This window comes from Sphaerotilus hippei (genome assembly GCF_003201595.1).
GTDB classification, from domain to species: Bacteria; Pseudomonadota; Gammaproteobacteria; order Burkholderiales; family Burkholderiaceae_C; genus Sphaerotilus; species Sphaerotilus hippei.
In genome coordinates, this window is record NZ_QJJS01000005.1 from 31,288 (window position 1) to 53,986 (window position 22,699).

Annotated in this window: 20 protein-coding genes; 16 read left to right on the top strand and 4 right to left on the bottom strand. The window is 70.4% G+C overall.

Annotated elements, in window-relative coordinates; all coding sequences use genetic code 11:
• Positions 1-3 precede the first annotated feature (3 nt).
• The 15 genes from rsmH to C7444_RS06850 all read left to right on the top strand — a co-directional run bounded on the left by rsmH (position 4) and on the right by C7444_RS06850 (position 18,643).
• Entirely contained in the window at positions 4-1,065 is a 1,062-nt protein-coding gene (gene rsmH / locus C7444_RS06780; RefSeq protein ID WP_110400090.1) for a 16S rRNA (cytosine(1402)-N(4))-methyltransferase RsmH, read from the top strand.
• Positions 1,062-1,349, top strand: coding sequence for a cell division protein FtsL (ftsL, locus tag C7444_RS06785; RefSeq protein ID WP_110400091.1), 288 nt, complete (start codon positions 1,062-1,064; stop codon positions 1,347-1,349). The genes rsmH and ftsL overlap by 4 nt, the downstream gene beginning before the upstream one ends.
• Positions 1,346-3,190, top strand: coding sequence for a peptidoglycan D,D-transpeptidase FtsI family protein (locus tag C7444_RS06790; protein ID WP_110400092.1), 1,845 nt, complete (start codon positions 1,346-1,348; stop codon positions 3,188-3,190). Before ftsL ends, C7444_RS06790 begins: the two co-directional genes overlap by 4 nt.
• Positions 3,190-6,207 (top strand): bifunctional UDP-N-acetylmuramoyl-L-alanyl-D-glutamate--2,6-diaminopimelate ligase MurE/UDP-N-acetylmuramoyl-tripeptide--D-alanyl-D-alanine ligase MurF, encoded by a 3,018-nt coding sequence (gene murF, locus C7444_RS06795; RefSeq protein ID WP_110400093.1) that lies wholly within the window; start codon positions 3,190-3,192, stop codon positions 6,205-6,207. Before C7444_RS06790 ends, murF begins: the two co-directional genes overlap by 1 nt.
• The gene (gene mraY / locus C7444_RS06800) at positions 6,197-7,378 is read left to right on the top strand and encodes a phospho-N-acetylmuramoyl-pentapeptide-transferase (RefSeq protein WP_110400094.1); all 1,182 of its coding nucleotides are present in this window, start codon (positions 6,197-6,199) and stop codon (positions 7,376-7,378) included. Before murF ends, mraY begins: the two co-directional genes overlap by 11 nt.
• A 2-nt stretch (positions 7,379-7,380) precedes the next feature.
• Complete coding sequence (locus C7444_RS06805) at positions 7,381-9,144, top strand: Mur ligase family protein (RefSeq protein WP_110400095.1); 1,764 nt, start codon at positions 7,381-7,383, stop codon at positions 9,142-9,144.
• Complete coding sequence (gene ftsW, locus C7444_RS06810; RefSeq protein ID WP_110400096.1) at positions 9,141-10,412, top strand: putative lipid II flippase FtsW; 1,272 nt, start codon at positions 9,141-9,143, stop codon at positions 10,410-10,412. The genes C7444_RS06805 and ftsW overlap by 4 nt, the downstream gene beginning before the upstream one ends.
• Positions 10,409-11,524 carry an undecaprenyldiphospho-muramoylpentapeptide beta-N-acetylglucosaminyltransferase gene (gene murG, locus C7444_RS06815; RefSeq protein ID WP_110400097.1) on the top strand — a complete coding sequence of 372 codons (1,116 nt, stop codon included), beginning with the start codon at positions 10,409-10,411 and terminating at the stop codon, positions 11,522-11,524. The genes ftsW and murG overlap by 4 nt, the downstream gene beginning before the upstream one ends.
• Positions 11,521-12,930, top strand: a complete 1,410-nt coding sequence (gene murC, locus C7444_RS06820) for a UDP-N-acetylmuramate--L-alanine ligase (RefSeq protein WP_110400098.1) — start codon at positions 11,521-11,523, stop codon at positions 12,928-12,930. The genes murG and murC overlap by 4 nt, the downstream gene beginning before the upstream one ends.
• Entirely contained in the window at positions 12,927-13,919 is a 993-nt protein-coding gene (locus C7444_RS06825; RefSeq protein WP_245909433.1) for a D-alanine--D-alanine ligase, read from the top strand. Before murC ends, C7444_RS06825 begins: the two co-directional genes overlap by 4 nt.
• Positions 13,920-13,940: 21 nt before the next feature.
• Positions 13,941-14,732, top strand: a complete 792-nt coding sequence (locus C7444_RS06830; RefSeq protein ID WP_110400100.1) for a cell division protein FtsQ/DivIB — start codon at positions 13,941-13,943, stop codon at positions 14,730-14,732.
• Positions 14,733-14,821: 89 nt separating this feature from the next.
• On the top strand, positions 14,822-16,051 hold the full coding sequence (ftsA, locus tag C7444_RS06835; protein ID WP_110400101.1) for a cell division protein FtsA: 1,230 nt from the start codon (positions 14,822-14,824) through the stop codon (positions 16,049-16,051).
• Positions 16,052-16,187: 136 nt separating this feature from the next.
• Positions 16,188-17,396 carry a cell division protein FtsZ gene (gene ftsZ / locus C7444_RS06840; protein ID WP_110400102.1) on the top strand — a complete coding sequence of 403 codons (1,209 nt, stop codon included), beginning with the start codon at positions 16,188-16,190 and terminating at the stop codon, positions 17,394-17,396.
• A 112-nt stretch (positions 17,397-17,508) separates the two neighbouring features.
• Positions 17,509-18,444, top strand: a complete 936-nt coding sequence (lpxC, locus tag C7444_RS06845) for a UDP-3-O-acyl-N-acetylglucosamine deacetylase (RefSeq protein WP_110400103.1) — start codon at positions 17,509-17,511, stop codon at positions 18,442-18,444.
• A gap of 13 nt (positions 18,445-18,457) precedes the next feature.
• Positions 18,458-18,643, top strand: coding sequence for a hypothetical protein (locus C7444_RS06850; RefSeq protein ID WP_110400104.1), 186 nt, complete (start codon positions 18,458-18,460; stop codon positions 18,641-18,643).
• A 4-nt stretch (positions 18,644-18,647) separates the two neighbouring features.
• Here C7444_RS06850 and ruvC read toward each other — a convergent pair whose 3' ends face one another.
• The 4 genes from ruvC to dusB are packed head-to-tail and all read right to left on the bottom strand — an operon-like array spanning position 18,648 to position 22,126.
• Positions 18,648-19,205, bottom strand: coding sequence for a crossover junction endodeoxyribonuclease RuvC (ruvC, locus tag C7444_RS06855; protein ID WP_110400105.1), 558 nt, complete (start codon positions 19,203-19,205; stop codon positions 18,648-18,650).
• A 13-nt stretch (positions 19,206-19,218) separates the two neighbouring features.
• Complete coding sequence (purH, locus tag C7444_RS06860; protein ID WP_110400106.1) at positions 19,219-20,802, bottom strand: bifunctional phosphoribosylaminoimidazolecarboxamide formyltransferase/IMP cyclohydrolase; 1,584 nt, start codon at positions 20,800-20,802, stop codon at positions 19,219-19,221.
• A 53-nt stretch (positions 20,803-20,855) separates the two neighbouring features.
• Positions 20,856-21,092 (bottom strand): helix-turn-helix domain-containing protein, encoded by a 237-nt coding sequence (locus C7444_RS06865; RefSeq protein WP_110400107.1) that lies wholly within the window; start codon positions 21,090-21,092, stop codon positions 20,856-20,858.
• On the bottom strand, positions 21,089-22,126 hold the full coding sequence (dusB, locus tag C7444_RS06870) for a tRNA dihydrouridine synthase DusB (protein WP_110400108.1): 1,038 nt from the start codon (positions 22,124-22,126) through the stop codon (positions 21,089-21,091). The genes C7444_RS06865 and dusB overlap by 4 nt, the downstream gene beginning before the upstream one ends.
• A 92-nt stretch (positions 22,127-22,218) precedes the next feature.
• Here dusB and C7444_RS06875 point away from each other — a divergent pair, with 92 nt between their 5' ends.
• On the top strand, positions 22,219-22,689 hold the full coding sequence (locus C7444_RS06875) for a YqaA family protein (protein WP_110400109.1): 471 nt from the start codon (positions 22,219-22,221) through the stop codon (positions 22,687-22,689).
• Positions 22,690-22,699: the final 10 nt, after the last annotated feature.

Below are 22,699 nucleotides of genomic sequence, written 5' to 3' on the forward strand. Positions count from 1 at the left end.
CCCATGGCCACCGTTGCAGCAGTCCCTTCCCTTCTTCCGGGCGACCCGGTCGGCTCCCCGGATCCGACCCCCGGCGCGCCGGCGGCGTTCGAGCACCGCACCGTGCTGCTCCAGGAGGCGGTCGATGCCCTGGTGACCCGCGAGGACGGTGTCTACCTCGACGGCACCTTCGGGCGCGGCGGCCACAGCCGGCTGATCCTGTCGCGCCTGGGGCCGGCCGGCCGCCTCTGGGCGGTCGACCGGGATCTCGAGGCCGTGGCCAACGCCACCCAGGGAGCCAGCCGCATCGACGATCCGCGCTTCGCCATCCTGCATGGCCGCTACGGCGAGTTCGATGCGCTGCTCGACCGCCAGGGCGTGGGCCGGCTCGACGGCATCCTGCTCGACATCGGCGTGTCCTCGCCGCAGATCGACAACCCCGAGCGGGGTTTCAGCTTTCGTTTCGACGGCCCGCTGGACATGCGCATGGACACCACGCGTGGACAGAGCGCGGCCGAATTTCTCGAAGGCGCCGACGTGCGCCGCATTGCGGAGGTGATACGTGACTACGGCGAAGAACGGTTCGCTGTTGCGATTGCAAAGGCGCTTGTCGCACGCCGCGAAGCAGGCCATCCGGTGCGACGCACCGCCGAGCTGGCCGAGGTCGTGGCTCGTACGGTCAAGACCCGAGAGCGCGGACAGGACCCGGCAACACGCACGTTCCAGGCCCTGCGCATCCTGGTCAATGGCGAGCTGGAGGAGCTGGAACAGGGGCTGAAGGCGGCGCTGGCCCGTCTGGCACCGGGTGGCCGGCTGGCCGTCATCAGCTTCCATTCGCTGGAAGACCGCATCGTCAAGACCTTCATCAACCAGCATGCCCGCGAGGTCTGGGACCGGCGCATGCCGCTGGCCGAACCCGCGCCGGCGTTGCTGAACGCGCTGGCCCGCATCAAGCCGGGCGAGGCGGAGATCGAGGCGAATCCACGCTCGCGCTCGGCCATCCTGCGGGTGGCCGAGCGCACCGACGTGCCGCTGCCCGAGGCCAAGGACGCCGCCTGGCGCGCGGCCCGGGGAGGCCGGGCATGACCACCCGACTCAACATGCTGCTGCTGGTCGCGCTGATCGTCAGCGCGGTCTATCTGGTGCAGACCTCGTACGAGTCGCGCCGTCTGTTCGTGGCGGTGGAGCGTTCGCGCAGCCAGGGTCGCCAGCTGCAGCTCGAGGCCGAGCGGCTCGACCTCGAGCTGCGGGCCGAGGCCACCAGCGGCCGCGTCGACGAGGTGGCGCGGGTGCGCCTGCAGATGCGCACCGCGACGCCGGCGACCACCGCCTACGTCGTCGAGTCGGCGGCTCCGGGAGAAAAGCCATGATCCGCGACTGGCTGGAGCGCCTGCGCGGCGCCCCGCGCAACCGCAGCAACAGCCGTGGCCGCGGCAGCCGTGCGACCGCCGCCCGGTCGGCGGCACCGCCGCCGACGGTGCAGTACGCCAGCAGCCCGCTGCTGGCGGCCAAGACCCCGATGTGGCGCTCGCGCCTGGTCGTCGTCGGTGTGGGCATCGGCTTCACGATCCTGATCGGCCGGGCGGTCTACATCCAGGTGATCGACCAGGATTTCTACCTGAAGCAGGGCGAGAGCCGCTACGTCAAGACCTTCACGCTCGCCGGCAGCCGGGGCCGCATCGTCGACCGCAACGGCCAGATCCTGGCCGCCAGCGTGCCGTCGCCGTCGATCTGGGCGATCCCGCGCGACTACAAGGCCACTGCCGAGCAGCACCGGCAGCTCGCCCAGCTGCTGGGCATGAAAGCGTCGGACCTGAAGACCCGGCTGACGGAAAACGGCAACTTCGTCTGGCTGCGTCGCCAGGTCGACGAGAACACCGCCAGCCAGATCAAGGCCCTGGGCGTCAAGGGCATCCACCAGCAGCGCGAATACCGGCGCGAGTACCCCGAGGGTGAAGCGTCGGCCCACGTGGTCGGCTTCACCAACGTCGAGGAGCGTGGCCAGGAGGGTATGGAGCTGGCCTTCCAGAAGGAGCTGCAGGGCCGCAATGGCAGTCGCAGCGTGGTGCGTGATCGTCTGGGTCGCATCGTCGAGGACATCGGTGACAGTGTCGATCCCCAGGATGGGCGGGACGTCGAGCTGTCCATCGACTCGAAGGTCCAGTTCTTCGCCTACCAGCGCCTGCGCGAGGCGGTCAGCGACCATGCGGCCAAGGCGGCCAGCGTGGTGGTGCTCGACGCCCAGTCCGGCGAGGTGCTGGCGATGGCCAACTACCCGAGCTACCTGCCCGGCGAGCGTCGCTCGCTCAGCGGCGGGCAGCTGCGCAACCGGGCCGTGACCGACACCTTCGAGCCGGGCTCGACGATGAAGCCGTTCACCGTCGCGCTGGCCATGCAGACCGGCCGCGTCCGGCCCGAGACCGTGATCCAGACCGCGCCGGGCCGCATCCAGGTCAGCGGCTCGACCATCACCGACTCCCATCCGCACGGGCCGCTGACGGTCGAGCAGGTCATCCAGAAGTCGAGCAACGTCGGCACGGTCAAGATGGCCATGCAGATGCAGCCGCGCGAGATGTGGGAGATGTTCACCTCCGTGGGCCTCGGCCAGAAGCCGCCGCTGCCTTTCCCGGGCATGGCCTCGGGCCGGCTGCGGCCGTTCAAGAGCTGGCGCCCGGTCGAGCAGGCGACGATGAGCTATGGCTACGGCCTGTCGGTGTCGCTGCTGCAGCTGGCCCGGGCCTACACCGTCTTCGCGCGCGACGGCCAGCTGATCCCGGTGTCGATGCTCAAGAACGACCGGGTCGCCAACGGGGTCCAGATCGTGACGCCCGAGGTGGCACGTGACGTGCGCAAGATGCTGCACATGGCCACCATCGCCGGGGGCACCGCGCCGCGCGCCCAGACCATCGGCTACACCGTCGCCGGCAAGACCGGCACGGCCCACAAGCAGGAAGGCAAGGGCTATGCCGATCGCAAGTACCGCTCGGTGTTCGTCGGCCTGGCGCCTGCTTCGGCGCCACGCATCATCGTCGCGGTGATGGTTGACGAGCCGACCGTCGGGGGCTACTTCGGCGGCGAGGTCGCCGCACCGGTGTTCAGCAAGGTGGTGCAGCAGTCGCTGCGGGTGATGGGCGTGCCTCCGGACATGGACGTGTCGCCCCAGATGGTCGCGCGCGCCCAGGCGGCGCCGGCCGAGCGGGAGTCGTTCTGATGGCGCCGCTGACCACGCTGCACGAGCTGCCGGCCGTGCTCGACTGGCTGGCCCGGCAGGTGCCGCCCACCGCCCGGCTCTGCATCGACAGCCGCCAGCTGCGGCCCGGCGACGTCTTCGTGGCCTGGCCCGGCCATGCGCAGGATGCGCGCCGTTTTGTGCCGGCGGCGCTGGCCGACGGGGCATCGGCCGCGCTGGTCGAGGCCGACGGTGTCCAGGCCCATGGCCTGGACGACGCCCGCATCCTGGCCGTGCCCGGCCTGAAGCGCCTGACGGGCGAGCTGGCGCACCACTGGTACGGCCGGCCGAGCGATCGCCTGAAGGTCATCGCGTCCACCGGCACCAACGGCAAGACCTCGACCGCCTGGTGGATGGCCCAGGCGCTGAGCCTGACGGGCCTGCGCTGCGCGGTGGTCGGCACGCTGGGCATCGGCGAGCCGCCGACGGCGGCCCACCCGCAGGCGGCCATCGTGCACACCGGCCTGACCACGCCGGATCCGGTGACGCTGCACCGCACGCTGGCGCAGTGGCCGGGCGAGCCGCTGGCCGCCTGCGCGGTGGAGGCCTCGTCGATCGGCCTGATCGAGCACCGCCTGGCCGGGGTGCACATCGACGTGGCGCTGTTCACCAACTTCACGCCCGACCACCTCGACTTCCACGGCAGCATGGACGCCTACTGGGCGGCCAAGCGCGCCCTGTTCGACTGGCCCGGCCTGCAGGCGGCGGTCATCAACCTCGACGATGCGCATGGCGCCGCGCTGGCCGCCGAGCTGCAGGCGGCCGGCTCGCCCGCCGTCTGGGGCTACAGCATGCAGGGGGCGCCATCGGCACGCCTGTCGGCCACCGACCTGCGCTACGACGGGGACGGCCTGCAGTTCCTGCTGCACGAAGGCGGGCGCCGCGTCGAGATCCGGACCCGCCTGATCGGCGACTACAACGTGGCCAATGCGCTGGCCGTGCTCGGCGGACTGCGTGCGCTGGGCCTGTCGCTGGACGAGCTGCCCGCGCTGGCGGCGCAGTTCACGCCCGTGCCCGGCCGCATGCAGCGGGTGAGCCCGCCCGCGGCGGCCTCGGTGCCCGGGCCGGAGATCGTCGTCGACTACGCCCACACGCCCGACGCGCTGGACAAGGCCTTGCAGGCATTGCGCCCGCTGGCGCGCGCGCGCGGGGGCGAGCTGCTCTGCGTCTTCGGCTGCGGTGGCAACCGCGACCCGGGCAAGCGCCCGGTCATGGGCGCGCTGGCGGTGCGGCTGGCCGACCGGGTCGTCGTCACCAGCGACAACCCGCGCCTGGAGCCGCCCGCGGCCATCATCGAGCAGATCATGGCCGGGGCGACCGCCGTGCCTGCCGCCGAGCGCCGGGCCCGCGAGGTGCGGCAGCGGCCCGACCGGGCGGTGGCGATCGCCACCACCATCGCCACCGCGCGGGACCAGGACGTGATTCTGATCGCCGGCAAGGGGCACGAGGACTATCAGGACATGGCAGGACAGAAGACCCGTTTTTCCGACGTCGAGCAGGCCGAACTGGGCCTGCAGGCCCGGATCGCGCCCCCTTTCATGACCCTCGGCCAGGCGATGTCGCTGCTGGCCTCGCGTCTGGACGGGGTGCAGCTGGCGGGTGACCCGGCGCTGCCGCTGCAGCGGGTGCACACCGACAGCCGCAGCGTGCGGGCGGGAGACCTGTTCGTCGCGCTGCGCGGCGAGCGTTTCGACGCCCACGATTTCCTGCCGCAGGTGCAGGTCGCCGGCGCGAGCGCGGCGCTGGCCGAGCGTGGCCTGGCCGAGGCCGGTCTGGCGGGCCTGCAGGTCGGCGACAGCCTGCTCGGGCTGCAGCAGCTGGCGGCGGCCTGGCGCGCGCAGCAGCGCCTGCCCGTCATCGCGGTCACCGGCAGCAACGGCAAGACCACGGTCACGCAGATGCTGGCCTCGATCCTGCGCGCCTGGCATGGCGAGGCGACCCACTCGACCGCCGGCAACCTGAACAACCACATCGGCGTGCCGCTGACGGTGCTGGGCCTGCGGGCCGGCCACCGCTCGTCGGTCGTCGAGCTGGGCATGAACCATCCCGGCGAGATCGCCGAGCTGGCGGCCATCGCCCAGCCGACCGTCGCACTGGTCAACAACGCCCAGCGCGAGCACCAGGAGTTCATGAAGACCGTCGAGGCGGTGGCCCGCGAGAACGCCTCGGTGTTCGCCTCGCTGCCGGCCGACGGCGTGGCGGTGTTCCCCGCCGGCGACCCGTACAGCCCGCTGTGGACGAGCCTGGCCGCCGGTCGGCGCTGCTGGCGTTTTGCGCTCGAGGACGACGGGGTCGCCCCGGCCGGGCCGGTCGAGGTGCGTGGCCGGGCCACCTGGCAGGGCGAGCACTGGCTGCTCGACCTGGACACACCGGCCGGTGCGCTGCAGCTGGCGCTGCGGCTGGCCGGCCGCCACAACCTGCGCAATGCCCTGGCCGCGACGGCCAGCGCCCTGGCCGCCGGCGCACCGCTGGCCGCGGTGCGTGACGGCCTGCTGGCCTTCGAGCCGGTCAAGGGCCGCTCGCAGCTGGGCCGGCTGCAGCTGGGCGGGCGCGAGGTCGTGCTGGTCGACGACACCTACAACGCCAACCCCGACTCCGTGCGGGCCGCCATCGACGTGCTGGCCGAGCTGCCCGGTCCCCGCTGGCTGGTGCTGGGCGACATGGGCGAGGTCGGTGACGACGGCCCGGCCTACCACGCCGAGGTCGGCCGCCACGCCGCCGAGCGTGGCATCGACTGCCTGTGGACCGCCGGCGTGCTGGCCCGCCACGCCCATGAGGCCTACCGGGCGGCGCGCTCGGGCGCCGGGCTGAGCGACAATGCCGGCCCCTGCCACTTTCCAGACACCGGCTCGCTGGTGGCGCAGGTCCGCTCGGGCGAGCGGGTGGTTCCGTCGTCGGCAGCTGTATTGGTCAAGGGATCGCGCTTCATGCGCATGGAGGGTGTGATCGCGGCGTTGCGCGAGCTTCAGGGCACACAAGGAGAACAACATGCTCGTTAGCCTCGCCACCTGGCTGCAAGGCCTCTATCCCGACCAGCTCGGGTTCCTGCGGGTCTTCCAGTACATCACCTTCCGGGCGGTGATGGCGGCCATGACCGCGCTGCTGCTCGGCCTGGCCTTCGGGCCGTGGGTGATCCGCCGGCTGGCGGAGCTCAAGATCGGCCAGCCGGTGCGCGAATACGGCATGCAGACCCACCTGGTCAAGAGCGGCACGCCCACCATGGGCGGCGTGCTGATCCTGCTGTCGATCGCGGTGTCGACGCTGCTGTGGTTCGACTGGAGCAACCGCTTCGTCTGGGTGGTGATGCTGGTGACCTTCGGCTTCGGCGCCGTGGGCTGGGTCGACGACTGGCGCAAGGTGGTCGACAAGAACCCCGAAGGCATGGCCTCGCGCGAGAAGTACCTGTGGCAGTCGCTGATCGGCCTGGTGGCGGCGCTCTACCTGGCGTTCAGCGTCTCCGAGACCTCGAACCTGAAGGTGCTGGAGCTGTTCCTCGCCTGGGTGCGGTCGGGCTTCTCCAACGAGCTGCCGCCCAAGGCCGACCTGATCGTGCCCTTCTTCAAGACGGTCAGCTACCCGCTCGGCGTCTTCGGCTTCATCTTCCTGACCTACTTCGTCATCGTCGGGGCCAGCAATGCGGTGAACTTCACCGACGGCCTGGACGGTCTGGCCATCATGCCGGTGGTGCTGGTGGGTTCGGCGCTGGGGCTGTTCGCCTACGCCACGGGCAGCTCGGTGTTCTCGAAGTACCTGCTGCTGCCGCACATCCCCGGCGCGGGCGAGCTGCTGATCTTCTGCGCGGCGATGGCCGGCGCCGGCCTGGCCTTCCTGTGGTTCAACGCCTATCCGGCGCAGGTCTTCATGGGTGACGTCGGCGCGCTGGCGCTGGGCGGCGCGCTCGGCACCATCGCGGTCATCGTGCGCCAGGAGATCGTGCTGGGCATCATGGGCGGCGTCTTCGTCGTCGAGGTGCTGTCGGTGATGCTGCAGGTCAGCTACTTCAAGTACACCAAGAAGCGTTTCGGCACCGGCCGCCGCGTGCTGCTGATGGCCCCGCTGCACCACCACTTCGAGAAGAAGGGCTGGCGCGAGACCCAGGTCGTGGTCCGGTTCTGGATCATCACCATGCTGCTGTGCCTGGTCGGCCTGTCGACGCTGAAGCTGCGCTGATCATGAAATTCCTCAAGGACCTCCACCTGCTGATCCTGGGCCTGGGTGACTCCGGCCTGGCGATGGCCCGCTGGGCGCAGCGCTGCGGCGCGGCGCGCATCGTGGTGGCCGACACCCGTGCGGCGCCGCCGCAGGCCGCCCGCCTGGCCGAGGAGGTTCCGGGCGCCGAGCTGCGCTGCGGCGCCTTCGCGCCCGCGCTGCTCGACGGGGTGCAGCTGGTGCTCAAGAGCCCGGGCCTGTCCCCGCTGGAGCCGGCGCTGGCCGCGCTGACCGAGGCGGCGGGCGAGCGTGGCCTGCTGGTGCTCGGCGAGCTGGCGCTGTTCGCCCATGCGCTCAAGGACCTGCAGGCCGAGCGGGCCTATGCGCCGAAGGTGCTGGCGATCACCGGCACCAACGGCAAGACCACCACCACCTCGCTGACCGCCCAGCTGGTCGAGCGCGCCGGCCGCCGCGTGGCGATGGCCGGCAACATCGGCCCGACGCTGCTCGATACGCTGGGGGCGGCGCTGGACCTGGAGCCGCACGTGCCCGCCGCACCCGTGGCCGGGGCGCCCGTGGTCGAGTCGGTCGAGCCGGCCGCCGCTGCCGACGTCGAGGGGGATCCGGCACCGGTCGAGGCCGAAGCCGGCACGGTGCCGACCGGTGGCGAGCCGCTGGATGCGGGCGGCGGGCCGCCGCCGCACCTGATCCCGTCGCCGCCGGCGCCGCCCGAGTTCGAGCACCTGCCGCAGGTCTGGGTGCTCGAGCTCTCGAGCTTCCAGCTCGACGGGGTCGGCAACTTCGAGCCCACCGCCGCGACGGTGCTCAACATCACCCAGGACCACCTCGACTGGCACGGCTCGATGGCCGCCTACGTGGAGGCCAAGGCCCGCATCTTCGGCCACCAGGCCGTGATGGTGATCAACCGCGACGACCGTGCGGTCGAGGCCCTGGTGCCCCGGCCGCCCGAGCCCGAACCGGGCCGCGGCGGCAAGCCGGTGCGCGGCCGGCTGCCGCGGCCGGTGGCCCGCCAGGTCGTGCGCTTCGGGCTCGACCAGCCGCGCCATCCGGGTGACTGGGGCCTGGTGGTCGAGAACGGCATGGCCTGGCTGGTGCGCGCCCACGACAGCGACGACACGCCGCTGCGCGGCCGGCGCGCCGAGGCCGCGGCCCCCGACCTGCAGCTGCAGCGCCTGATGCCCGCCGATGCACTGCGCATCCGGGGCCGCCACAACGCGGCCAACGCGCTGGCCGCGCTGGCGCTGGCCAGCGCCGCGGGCGTGCCGCTGGCCCCGATGCTGCACGGCCTGCGCGAATACCGCGGCGAGCCGCACCGGGTCGAGTGCCTGGGCATGGTCGACCAGGTCGAGGCCTACGACGACAGCAAGGGCACCAACGTCGGGGCGACCGTGGCCGCCCTCGACGGGCTGGGCCAGGAAAAGGGTCCGCAGCGCCTGGTGGTCATCCTGGGCGGTGACGGCAAGGGCCAGGATTTTTCGCCGCTGATCGCGCCGGTGCAGCGTCAGGCGCGTGCCGTGGCGCTGATCGGGCGGGACGCCGGGCGCATCGCCGAGGCCCTGGCGGGCACCGGCGTGACGATGGTCCGCCACGACAGCCTGGAAGCGGCCACCCGCTGGAGCTTCGAGCAGGCGCGTCCCGGTGACGCGGTGCTGCTGAGCCCGGCCTGCGCCAGCCTGGACATGTTCCGCAACTACGCGCACCGGGCCGAGGTCTTCGCGGCCACCGTGGCGCAGCTCGTCACCGAACGAGGGGAGATCGGCGCATGAGCGACCAACCGACCACATCGGCGCTGCGCCATCCGCTGTCCTGGCTGACCGAGCGCCTGGGCACCGGCCGCAGCGAAGGCACACGCGTGCCGGTGCGCGACTGGGTCAGCGTCAAGCCCGGCGAGTCGCCTCGCTGGGTCGGCTTCGACGTGGCCTTCGCCTGGGTGGTGCTGGGCCTGCTGTCGCTGGGGCTGGTGATGGTCTATTCGGCCTCCATCCAGCTGCCCGACAACCCGAAGTTCGACAACTACGCGCCGACCCACTTCTTCCTGCGCCACCTGATGTCGATCGCGCTGGCGGGCATCGCCGCCATCGTCACGCTGTCGGTGCCGATGCGGACCTGGGAGAAGGCGGCCCCCTGGCTGTTCGTGATCTCGCTGGTGCTGCTGATCGCGGTGCTGATGCCCTTCATCGGCAAGGTGGTCAACAAGTCGCGCCGCTGGATCCCGCTGGGCATCATGAACTTCCAGCCCAGCGAGCTCGCCAAGCTGGCCATGGTCATGTATGCGGCCAACTACATGGTGCGCAAGATGGACGTCAAGGAGAGCTTCGCCCGCGCGGTGCTGCCGATGGCCATCGCGCTGGGCGTGGTCGGCCTGCTGCTGCTGGCCGAGCCGGACATGGGCGCCTTCATCGTCATCGCGGTGATCGCCACCGGCATCCTCTTCCTCGGCGGCGTCAACGGGCGCATGTTCCTGCTGATCTCGGCGGTGCTGATCGGGGCCTTCGTGCTGATCATCACCTTCAGCGACGTGCGGCGCGAGCGCATCCTGGCCTACATCCATCCCTGGGACGAGAAGTACGCCCAGGGCAAGGGCTACCAGCTGACGCACTCGCTGATTGCCTTCGGCCGCGGCGAGATCTTCGGCCAGGGCCTGGGCTCGTCGGTCGAGAAGCTGCACTACCTGCCCGAGGCCCACACCGACTTCCTGCTCGCGGTGATCGGCGAGGAGCTGGGGCTGGTCGGCGTGGTCGCGGTGATCGCTGCGTTCTTCTGGCTGGTGCGGCGCACCTTCATCATCGGCCGCCAGGCCATCGCGCTGGACCGGGTGTTCTCCGGCCTGACCGCGCAGGGCATCGGCCTGTGGATGGGCGGACAGGCCTTCATCAACATGGGCGTGAACCTGGGCGTGCTGCCGACCAAGGGCCTGACGCTGCCGCTGATGAGCTACGGCGGCTCGGCCATCCTGCTGAGCTGCATCGCGCTGGCGGTGGTGTTCCGGGTCGACATGGAAAACCGCCAGATGATGCGTGGAGGGCGGACATGAGCACGCGCAGCGCTGCCGCGTCGCGCCACCTGGTGATCATGGCCGCCGGCACCGGGGGCCACATCATTCCCGGGCTGGCGGTCGCGCGCGAGATGCTCGCCCGGGGCTGGACGGTCAGCTGGATGGGCACGCCCCAGGGCATGGAGAACCGGCTGGTGCCGCCCACGGGCCTGCCGCTGGACACCATCGGCTTTGCCGGCCTGCGCGGCAAGGGCGCGCTGGGCATGGTGCGCGGTGCGCTGCAGCTGCTGCGCGCGCTGGGCCAGAGCCTGGGCATCCTGCGTCGCCGCTCGGCGGCCGTGGTGCTGGGCATGGGCGGCTACGTCTGTTTTCCCGGAGGCCTGATGGCGCGCCTGCTGGGCCGTCCGCTGATGCTGGTCAACGCCGATGCGGCGCTGCTGCTGTCCAACCGCTCGCTGCTGCGCTGGGCCGACCGCGTGGCCTTCGGCTTCGACGGCGAGGCGGCCCGTTCGGTGTCGCGCGGGGTGGTGACCGGCAACCCGGTGCGCCGCGAGATCGAGGCCATCGCACCGCCCGCGCAGCGTTTTGCCGGCCGCAGCGGCCCGCTGCGGGTGCTGGTCGTCGGGGGCAGCCTGGGCGCGCAGGTGCTCAACGACAACCTGCCCCTGGCCCTGGCCGAACTGCCGCCGCAGCAGCGTCCGCAGGTCATCCACCAGACCGGCCTGGCCCACCATGCGCGGGTCGAGGCGGCCTACCGGGCGCTGGGCCTGGAAGGGGCGGCCGAGGTGCTGCCCTTCATCGACGACATGGCCGCACGCCTGGCCGACTGCGACGTCATCGTCTGCCGTGCCGGGGCCGTGACGGTCAGCGAGCTGTGCGCCGCGGGCGTGGCCGCGGTGCTGGTGCCGCTGGTGGTCAGCACCACCTCGCACCAGCGCGACAACGCGATGTGGATGGCCGGGCATGGGGCGGCGCTGCACCTGCCGCAGCCCGAGCTGACCCCCACCCGGCTGGCCGGGCTGCTGCGCGACCTGAGTCGCGACGAGCTGGCCCGCATGGCCACCCAGGCCCGCACGCTCGCCCTTCCCGAGGCCGCCCGCCGGGTGGCCGATGAACTCGAACAGCTGGTCAACCAGAAAGAGCCTGCATGAAGCACGCCGTCAAGCACATCCACTTCGTCGGCGTCGGTGGCGCCGGCATGAGCGGGATCGCCGAGATCCTGCACAACCTCGGCTACGTCGTCTCCGGCTCCGACCAGAACGACAGCGCGGTGACGCGCCGCCTGGCCGAGCTGGGCATCCGCATCTGCCTGGGCCACGATGCGGCCCATGTGCAGGGCGCCGAGGCGGTGGTCACCTCCACGGCGGTGCGCGGCGACAACCCCGAGGTCATCGCCGCGCGCAGCCGCCGCATCCCGGTCGTGCCGCGGGCGGTGATGCTGGCCGAGCTGATGCGGCTGAAGTCCGGCATCGCGATCGCCGGCACGCACGGCAAGACCACGACCACCTCGCTGGTCACCAGCGTGCTGGCCGAGGCCGGACTCGACCCGACCTTCGTGATCGGCGGCAAGCTCAACAGCGCGGGCGCCAATTCGGCCCTGGGCAAGGGCGACTACATCGTCGTCGAGGCCGACGAGTCCGATGCGTCCTTCCTGAACCTGCTGCCGGTGCTGTCGGTCGTCACCAACATCGACGCCGACCACATGGATACCTACGGGCACGACTTCGCCCGGCTCAAGCAGGCCTTCATCGACTTCCTGCACAAGATGCCCTTCTACGGCGCCGCGGTGATCTGCAGCGACGATCCGGGCGTGCGCTCCATCATCCCGATGATCTCGCGGCCGGTCATCACCTACGGCCTGGGCGAGGACGCCCAGGTGCGCGCGGTCGACGTGCAGGCCCTGCCGGGCGGGCAGATGCGCTTCACCTGCCAGCGCCGCAACGGCATCACGATGCCCGACCTGCAGATCACGCTGAACCTGCCGGGCGAGCACAACGTGCGCAACGCGCTGGCCGCCATCGCGGTGGCCACCGAGCTGGAGCTGCCCGATGCGCCGATCGCGGCCGCGCTGGAGAAGTTCGGCGGGGTCGGCCGGCGCTTCCAGCGCTGGGGCGAGCTGCGCTCGGCCGATGGCGGCCGGTTCACGCTGGTCGACGACTATGGCCACCACCCGGTCGAGATGGCCGCGGTGATCGCCGCGGCTCGGGGCGCCTTCCCGGGACGCCGGCTGGTGCTGGCCTTCCAGCCGCACCGCTACACCCGCACCCGCGACTGCTTCGAGGACTTCGTCAAGGTGCTGTCGACCTCGGACGCGGTGCTGCTGTGCGAGGTCTACGCCGCCGGCGAGAGCCCGATCGTGGCCGCCGACGGCCGCAGCCTGGCGCGTGCGCTGCGGGTGCAGGGCAAGGTCGACCCGGTCTTCGTCGACGACATCGGCGAGCTGCCAGACACGATCGCCGCCCAGACGCGCGACGGCGACGTGCTGATCGCGATGGGTGCGGGCTCCATCGGCGCGGTGCCGGCCCGGGTGGCCGAATTGTTGAAGGAGGGGGCATGACACACGAACGGACCACACCATCGGCCGCGGCGATGGGCAAGGTCGCGGTGCTGATGGGCGGCACGTCGGCCGAACGCGAGATCTCGCTGATGAGCGGGCGGGGCGTGCTCGAGGCGCTGCGCAGCCAGGGGGTCGACGCGCACGCGGTCGATCCGGCCGAGCAGGACCTCTGGGCGCTCAAGGCCCAGGGCTATGCGCGCTGCTTCATCGCGCTGCACGGCCGCCATGGCGAGGACGGCTGCGTCCAGGGCGCGCTCGAGCTGGTCGGTCTGCCCTACACCGGCTCCGGCGTCATGGCCTCGGCCATCGCGATGGACAAGGTCATGACCAAGCGGGTCTGGATCGCGCAGGGCCTGCCCACGCCCCGCTACGTCTGGCTCGACCCCGAGCAGCAGCGTGACGCGGCCCGTGTCGCCGAGGTGCCGGCCGAGCTGGGCCTGCCGCTGATCGTCAAGCCGCCACGCGAAGGCTCGTCCATCGGCGTGACCAAGGTCAGCGAGGCCGGGCGCATGGCCGCGGCGGTGCTGGACTCGTCGCGCTACGACCCCGACGTGCTGTGCGAGGAGTTCATCGACGGCGAGGAAGTGACCTGCCCGGTGCTCGGCGAGGGCAGCGAGGCCCGTGCGCTGCCGGTGGTGCGCATCCAGCCGCCCGAGGCGGGTTACGACTACCAGAACAAGTACTTCACCGACGACGTGCGCTACCTCTGCCCGAGCGGCCTGCCGGCCGACGAGGAGGCGCGCATCCAGCGTTTCGTGCTGGCCGCCTACCGCGCGCTGGGCTGCCGCGGCTGGGGCCGGGCCGACCTGATGATCCGGGCCAGCGACCGCCAGCCCTTCCTGCTCGAGATGAACACCTCGCCGGGCATGACCGGCCATTCGCTGGTGCCGATGTCCGCGCGCGCGGCGGGCATCAGCTACGAGGCGCTGTGCCTGGACATCCTCGCCGGGGCGCGGCTCGACGGCGTGGTCCGCGCCACCGCAGGCTGAGGCCGGGACGTGTCCGCGACCATGAACTCCGCCCCGATCGCCCTGCCGTTCGACCTGCGGCCGACCCGCGCGGGTCTCAAGTGGCTGCTGGTGCTGCTCGCGCTCGGCCTGTTCGCGTTCGCGCTGGTGCGCGGGGCACGCCTGCCCTGGTTCGACTTCAAGACGATCTCGGTCGAGGGCGACCTGATCCACAACACCGCCGCCAGCGTGCGCCGGCAGGCCCAGCCGCAGCTGTCGGGCGGCTATTTCACGATGAACCTGCAGCAGGCCCGTGCCGCCTTCGAGACCGTGCCGTGGGTGCGCCGGGCGCAGGTGAAGCGGGTCTGGCCCGGCCGCCTGGTGGTGACCCTCGAGGAACATCGCCCGGTGGCGTTCTGGGAGCGCACCGGCAGCGACCCGCAGCTGGTCAACGATCACGCCGAACTGTTCGAGGTCAACCTGGGTGACCTCGAGGACGACGACCTGCCGATGCTGCGCGGGCCCAAGGGCAGCACCGAGCAGGTGCTGTCGTTCTGGCAGGCGCTGTCGCCGGTGGTGGCGCGCATGCCCGCGCGGCTGGTCAAGCTGAGCCTGTCGGACCGCGGCTCCTGGCGCGCCGAGCTCGACACCGGTGCCACGCTCGAGATCGGCCGCGGCGAGCCCGGCGAGTTGCTGCTGCGCACCGAACGTTTCGTGCGCAGCGTGCCGCAGATCATGGACAAGTTCGATCGTCACGCCATCGAGTACGTCGATCTGCGTCACAGTGACAGTTATGCCTTGCGGCTGGCCGGCGTCGGTTTTGTCCGTCCCACCGTGCGTGGCAAGCCGGAGTGAGTGGCACTGCACTTGCGTCTGAACCCAGCGACACACGAACACACAGAACATCCGCAAGCCGCCGCTCGGCGGACTTGCAAGGAAAACGAATGGCCAAGGAATACAAGGATCTCGTCGTCGGACTGGACATCGGCACAGCCAAGGTGATGGCGGTGGTGGCCGAGGTGCTGCCCGACGGCGAACTCAGGCTCGCCGGGCTCGGCGTGGCGTCCTCCCATGGCCTCAAGCGTGGGGTGGTCGTCAACATCGACGCGACCGTGCAGTCCATCCAGCAGGCGCTGAAGGAGGCCGAGATGATGGCCGACTGCAAGATCGGCCGGGTCTACACCGGCATCACCGGCAGCCACATCCGCGGCCAGAACTCCACCGGCATGGTCATCGTGCGCGACAAGGAGGTCACGCCGATCGACGTGGCCCGCGTGGTCGAGACCGCCAAGGCGATCAACATCTCGACCGACCAGCGCCTGCTGCTGGTGGAGCCGCAGGAATTCGTCATCGACGGCCACGAGGTGCGCGAGCCGATCGGCATGAGCGGCGGCCGCCTCGAGGTCAAGGTGCACATCGCCACCGGTGCCAACAGCGCGGCCGAGAACATCATCAAGTGCGTGCGCCGCTGCGGCCTCGAGGTCGAGCAGCTGGTGCTCAACCCCAGCGCCTCGAGCCTGTCGGTGCTGACCTCCGACGAGAAGGATCTGGGCGTGGCGCTGGTCGACATCGGCGCGGGCACGACCGACGTGGCGATCTTCACCGACGGGGCCATCCGCCACACCGCCGTCATCCCGATCGCCGGCGACCTGATCACCAGCGACATCGCGATGGCGCTGCGCACGCCGACCAAGGACGCCGAGGAGATCAAGGTCGCCTTCGGTGTGGCCAAGCAGCTGCTGGCCGATCCGGGCGAGCAGCTGGAGGTGCCGGGCCTGGGCGACCGGGCGCCACGCATGCTCAGCCGCCAGGCGCTGGCCGGCGTGATCGAGCCGCGGGTCGAGGAGATCTTCGCGCTGGTCCAGCAGGTCATCCGCGAGAGCGGCTACGAGGAGCTGCTGTCCTCGGGCATCGTGCTGACGGGCGGTGCCGCCGTCATGCCGGGCATGGTGGAGCTGGGTGAGGACATCTTCCTCAAGCCGGTGCGCAAGGGCCTGCCCAGCTACAGCGGGGCGCTCTACGACATGGTGGCGAGCCCGCGTTCGGCCACGGCGATGGGCCTGCTGGAGGAGGCTCGCCTGGCGCGCCACCGGGGCATGCGGGCGGCCCAGTCATCGAGTCCGGTGAACGGCCTGTTCGGCCGGGCGAAGGATTGGTTCCTCAAAAGTTTCTGAAAGTGAACGGCCCGTGACATTGCACCATCGATGTCTTGATAAGAGGCCACTATGCTTGGCAGACCGCTCGGGGTATGTACATGGGTCTGCCACCCACACGTAAGACGGCAACTGCTAACCAAACTAGGAGAGCGGCATGGGTATCGAAATGATCGAAGAATTCAACCAGGGCACGCAGATCAAGGTGATCGGCGTGGGTGGCGGCGGCGGCAATGCGGTCGACCACATGATCGGCCAGGGCGTGCAGGGCGTGGAGTTCATCTGCGCCAACACGGATGCCCAGGCCCTCAACCGTTCGCAGGCTCACACCCTGCTCCAGCTGGGTCACACCGGCCTGGGCGCGGGCTCGCGGCCTGACGCCGGCATGGCGGCGGCCGAAGAGGCGACCGACCGCATCCGCCAGTCGCTCGAAGGTGCGCACATGGTGTTCATCACCGCCGGCATGGGTGGTGGCACGGGCACGGGCGCCGCGCCGGTGATCGCCCGCCTGGCCAAGGAGATGGGCATCCTGACCGTCGGCGTGGTGACCAAGCCCTTCGAGTTCGAGGGTGCCCGCCGCATGAAGCAGGCCGACGCCGGCCTGGCCGAGCTGGAAGCCAACGTCGACAGCCTGATCGTCGTGCTCAACGAGAAGCTGCTCGAGGTCATGGGCGACGACGTCACCCAGGAACAGGCCTTCGCCGAAGCCAACGACGTGCTGAAGAACGCCGTGGGCGGCATCAGCGACATCATCCACATCCCCGGCCTGGTCAACGTCGACTTCGAGGACGTGAAGACGGTGATGAGCGAGCCCGGCAAGGCCATGATGGGCACGGCGACCGCCAGCGGTCCGGACCGTGCCACCAAGGCGGCCGAAGCCGCCGTGGCCTGCCCGCTGCTCGAGGGCATCGACCTGTCCGGCGCGCGCGGCGTGCTGGTGCTGATCGCCGCGAGCAAGCAGACCTTCAAGCTGGCGGAAAGCCGCAACGCGATGACCACCATCCGCCGTTATGCGGCCGAGGATGCCCACGTCATCTTCGGGACCGCCTACGACGAGAGCCTGGGTGATGCGCTGCGCGTGACCGTGATCGCCACCGGCCTGGCCCCGGCCAAGAAGGCGGCGATGGCGGTCGTGCAGTCGACGCTGGTCCAGCGCACCGGCACCGACAACATCCCCGTGCTGACCCATCCGGTCAACTCGCAGGTCGCCCAGGGCCACGGCCCGGTGGGCACCAGCCATGACTACGTGGTCCCCAGCGTGTGGCGCAACAGCCGCACGCAGGCGGCGGCCAAGGTCGACGCCCTGGCGTCCAACGGCATGGAAGAGATCGAGATCCCCGCCTTCCTGCGCAAGCAGGCCGACTGATCCCGAGCGCTCTCCGACCCATTGCCGCTGAATTTCCCCGGCGGCCCTGCCCAGGGCCCCGGGGTTTTTGGCTGTGTGAGCACTGTCACTCCGGCCTGCCTAGAATGACACCATGCTTCAGCAACGAACATTGAAGTCCCTGACCCGAGCGGTCGGCGTGGGCCTGCACAGCGGCCAGAAGGTCGAACTGACCCTGCGTCCCGCAGCACCGGACACCGGCATCGTCTTCCGCCGCATCGATCTGCCCAGCCCGGTGGACATCCCCGTGTGCGCCGAAGCCGTCTGCGACACCCGCATGGCCTCGACCATCTCGGTCGGTGGCGACCCCGGCGCACCGAAGGTGCAGACCATCGAGCACATCCTGTCGGCCTGCGCCGGCCTGGGGCTCGACAACCTCTACATCGACATCACCGCTGACGAGGTGCCCATCCTCGACGGCTCCGCTGCCAGCTTCGTCTTCCTGCTGCAGAGCGCGGGCGTCGAGCTGCAGAACGCGCCCAAGCGCTTCATCCGCATCAAGAAGCCGATCGAGGTGCGCGAGGGCGAAGGCCGCCACCTGAAGTGGGCCCGCCTGGTGCCCTACCACGGCTGGCGCTTCAGCTTCGAGATCGAGTTCGACCATCCCGCGCTCGACGCCACCGGCCAGCGGGTCGTGTTCGACTTCGCCAGCGGCCGCTACAAGCACGACATCGCCCGGGCCCGCACCTTCGGCTTCACCCGTGACGTCGAGATGATGCGCTCGCGCGGCCTGACGCTGGGTGGCAGCATGGACAACGCGATCGTCATCGACGACTACCGCGTGCTGAACACCGACGGGCTCCGCTACGACGACGAGTTCGTCAAGCACAAGATCCTCGACGCCATCGGCGACCTCTACATCGGCGGCCACCCGCTGCTGGCCGACTACACCGCCTACAAGAGCGGCCACGCGCTCAACAACAAGCTGCTGCGCGCGCTGCTGGCCGACCGCACGGCGTGGGAGCTGGTCACCTTCGAGGACGAGAAGCTCGCACCCCGCGGGCTGGCCGACCTCGTGCCGGCCTTCTGAGCCCCGCGCGGCCATGCTGGTCTTCCGCTGGCTCGTGCTGCTGCTGCTCGTGGGCGCGGCCGTCACGCTGGCCGTCTACGTGGGCACGCGTGACCGGCGCTGGCTGCGGCTGACGCTGCTGATCGCCAAGTGGACCGTCATCGCCGGCCTGGGCTTCTTCGGCGTGCTGCTGCTCGAGCGGCTGGTGATGGTGGTCTGATCGCTCAGTAGATCCGGCCCGCCCGGTACTGGCCATGCGTCCTGCGCTCCAGCGTCGTGGCCTGGCCCATCGCGGCGAATGACGCGCTGGCGTGGGCATGGGTGATCGCCAGCCCGAGGGCGTCCGAGGCGTCCTGCGTGGGCTTGCGCGACAGCGACAGCAGGCGGGTCACCATCTCCTGGATCTGCGCCTTCCTGGCCTGGCCGTGGCCGACCACGGCCTTCTTCATCTGCAGTGCGGTGTATTCGGTGACGGACAGGTCCTTGGAGACCAGCGCCGTCACCGCCGCGCCACGCGCCTGCCCGAGCAGCAGCGTGCTCTGCGGGTTGACGTTGACGAAGACGATCTCGACCGATGCGCAATGCGGCCTGTAGGTGTCCACCACCTCGCGGATGCCGTCGTACAGGATCTTGAGCCGGCCGGGCAGGTCGCCCAGGTCGGCTTCGCTGGTGCGGATCACGCCGCTGGCCACGTAGCTCAGCCGCTGACCCTCGCTGTCGATCACGCCGAAGCCGGTCGTGGCCAGGCCGGGGTCGATGCCGAGGATGCGCTGGCTGGCCACGGGCGCGCGCCGGTCAGTGGCGGAAATGGCGCGTGCCAGTCAGCACCATCGCGATGCCACGCTCGTCGGCGGCGGCGATCACCTCGTCGTCGCGCATCGAGCCACCCGGGTGGATGACGCAGGTCGCGCCCGCGTCCACCACCACGTCCAGGCCGTCACGGAACGGGAAGAAGGCGTCGCTGGCCACGGCCGTGCCCGACAGGCTCAGGCCGGCGGCCTGGGCCTTGATGCTGGCGATGCGGGCCGAGTCGAGGCGGCTCATCTGGCCGGCGCCGACGCCGAAGGTCATGCCGTCCTTGCAGAACACGATGGCGTTGGACTTGACGAAGCGCGCCACGGTCCAGGCGAACTTCAGGTCTTCCAGTTGCTGGGCGGTGGGTTGCACCTTGGTGACGACCTTCAGTTCGCCGACGATGTCGACGTTGTCGGCCGACTGCAGCAGCATGCCGCCGCCCACGCGCTTGAAGTCCAGCGCGTTGACGGCCTTGCTGACGGGCACTTCCAGCAGGCGCACGTTCACCTTGCTGGCGTAGGCCGCGCGGGCCGCCGGCGTGATGGTCGGGGCGATCGCCACTTCGACGAAGTGCTTGTTGGCGTTGATCTTCTCGACCACGTCGGCGTCGAGCGGGCGGTTGAAGGCGATGATGCCGCCGAAGGCCGAGGTCGGGTCGGTCTTCAGGGCCTTCTCATAGGCTTCGAGCAGCGTCGCGCCGACGGCCACGCCGCAGGGGTTGGCGTGCTTGACGATGACGCAGGCCGGCACGTCGAAGGCCTTGACGCATTCCCAGGCGGCGTCGGCGTCGGCGATGTTGTTGAAGGAGAGTTCCTTGCCCTGGATCTGCGTCCAGCCCGACAGCAGGCCGGCGGCCGGCGCGGCTTCCTTGTAGAAGGCGGCCGACTGGTGCGGGTTCTCGCCGTAGCGCATGCCCTGCACCTTGTGCAGCTGCAGGTTGAAGACGGCGGGGTATTCCTCGCGCTTCGGCACTTCAGCGGTCTTTTCTTCCGAACCCGATTCCAGCGAGGTCAGGTAGTTGCTGATCATGCCGTCGTAGGCGGCGGTGTGCGAGAACACCTTCTTGGCCAGCATGAACTTGGTGGCGCGGGTCAGCGACTGGCCGCTGGAGGCGGCCAGCTCGGCCAGCACCTGCGGGTAGTCGGTGGGGTCGATCACCACGCCAACGTCCTGCCAGTTCTTGGCCGCGGCGCGCAGCATGGCCGGGCCGCCGATGTCGATGTTCTCGATCGCGTCCTCGAAGCTGCAGTCGGCCTTGGCCGTGGCTTGCGCAAACGGGTACAGGTTGATGATCAGCAGGTCGATCGTGTCGATGCCGTGCTCCTGGAGCGCGGCCATGTGCTCGGGCACGTCGCGGCGGGCCAGCAGGCCGCCGTGCACGCGCGGGTGCAGCGTCTTGACGCGGCCGTCGAGCATCTCGGGGAAGCCGGTGATCTCGCTGACCTCGGTGACGGGCAGGCCGGCCTGGGCCAGCAGCTTGGCCGTGCCGCCGGTGGACAGCAGCTTGATGCCGTGGCCGTGCAGGCTCTGGGCGAATTCGACGATGCCGGTCTTGTCGGAGACGGAAAGGAGGGCGGTGGTCATGGGCGGACTCTGGGGTGTCGTTTGGATACGGGGAGGCGGGGCGGGGCGTTGGCTCAGTCGATCAGCTTGTGCTCGACCAGCTTGCGGCGCAGCGTGTTGCGGTTGATGCCCAGCCATTCGGCGGCGCGGCTCTGGTTGCCTTCGGCCTTCTGCATCACCACGTCGAGCAGCGGGCGCTCGACGGCCTTGATCACCATGTCGTACAGGGCGTTCGGGTCGGTCCCGTGCAGGTCGCGGAAATAGGTTTCCAGGTTCTCGCGGATGGAGGCGTCGATCGGGCTGTGGCTCATGCGGCTTGTCGTTCTTCGTTGGCGATCGTGGCGCCGGCCTGCGGCCAGTGCGGGCAGGTGTCGGCGAGATCGCTCAGGTAATCATGCACCGCCCTGGCTTGCTCGGCGATGCGTTCCAGCACATTCATGCGGGCGCGAAATGTAGCGCCCCCGGGCAGGCCGTGCACGGCCCAGCCGATGTGCTTGCGGGCGGTGCGCACCCCTGCGCGTTCACCGTAGAGGCTGTAGTGGTCCTCCAGGTGCTCGAGCAGCCAGTCGCGCACCTGGGTGGTGGCCGGGGCCGGCAGGTGCTCGCCGGTGGCCAGGAAATGGCCGATCTCGCGGAAGATCCACGGCCGGCCCTGGGCCGCGCGGCCGATCATCAGCGCATCCGCGCCGGTGAGCTGCAGCACGGTGCGGGCCTTCTCGGGGCTGGTGATGTCGCCGTTGGCCACCACAGGGAGCGACACCGCCTGCTTGACGGCGCGGATGGTGTCGTACTCCGCGTCGCCGCGGTAGCCCTGGTCCCGGGTGCGGCCGTGCACGGTGATCATCGCCACGCCGGCGGCCTGAGCCGCCCGGGCGATGCGCACGGCGTTGCGCTCGCCGTCGCACCAGCCGGTGCGCATCTTCAGCGTCACCGGCACCCCGTGCGGGGCGGCGGCCTCGACCACCGCCTCGATGATGGACAGCGCCAGCGGCTCGTCCTGCATCAGCGCCGAGCCGGCCCACTTGTTGCACACCTTCTTGGCCGGGCAGCCCATGTTGATGTCGATGACCTGCGCGCCCCGGTCGATGTTGTAGCGTGCCGCCTCGGCCAGCATCGCGGGTTCGGTCCCGGCGATCTGCACCGCGATGGGCTCGACCTCGCCGTCGTGGTTGAGGCGGCGCGAGGTCTTCAGGCTGTCGCGCAGGTCCGGGCGCGAGGTCACCATCTCGCTGACGGCATAACCGGCCCCCAGCCGCTTGCACAGCTGGCGGAACGGCCGGTCGGTCACCCCGGCCATCGGGGCGACGAACAGGGCATTCGGCAGCGACAGGTGGCCGATCTTCATGGGGTCCGGGGTGGGTTGCCGGGCGAGGGGAGGGCCCGGGGTGCTGAAAAAGGAGGCAGAAGTATAGCTGCGCGTCGCCGACAATCGTGCCGATGGATGCCTGGATACCGACCTTGCTGGCGATGCTGGCCCTGCCGCAGTACGGATTGAGCACGCTGTTCGTCATCGCGTTCATCTCGGCCACGCTGCTGCCGCTGGGCTCGGAGCCTGCCCTCTACGGCCTGGTGAGGCTCAACCCCGAGCTGCTGTGGCCGGCCATCCTGGTGGCCACCGCGGGCAATACGCTGGGTGGTGCCGTCAGCTGGTGGATGGGCTACGGCGCGGAGCGTGCCTATGAGAAGGTCAGGCACCATCCGGCCGAGCACCGGGCGCTGGCCATGCTGCGTCGCTTCGGCGCGCGGGCCTGCCTGCTGAGCTGGCTGCCCATCGTCGGCGATCCGCTGTGTGCGGTGGCCGGCTGGCTGCGCCTGCCGTTCTGGCCCTGCGTGGCCTACATGGCCGTCGGCAAGCTGCTGCGCTACGTGGTGATGACCCTGGCCCTGCTGCAGGTGATGCCGTCGTGACCGGCGCCCG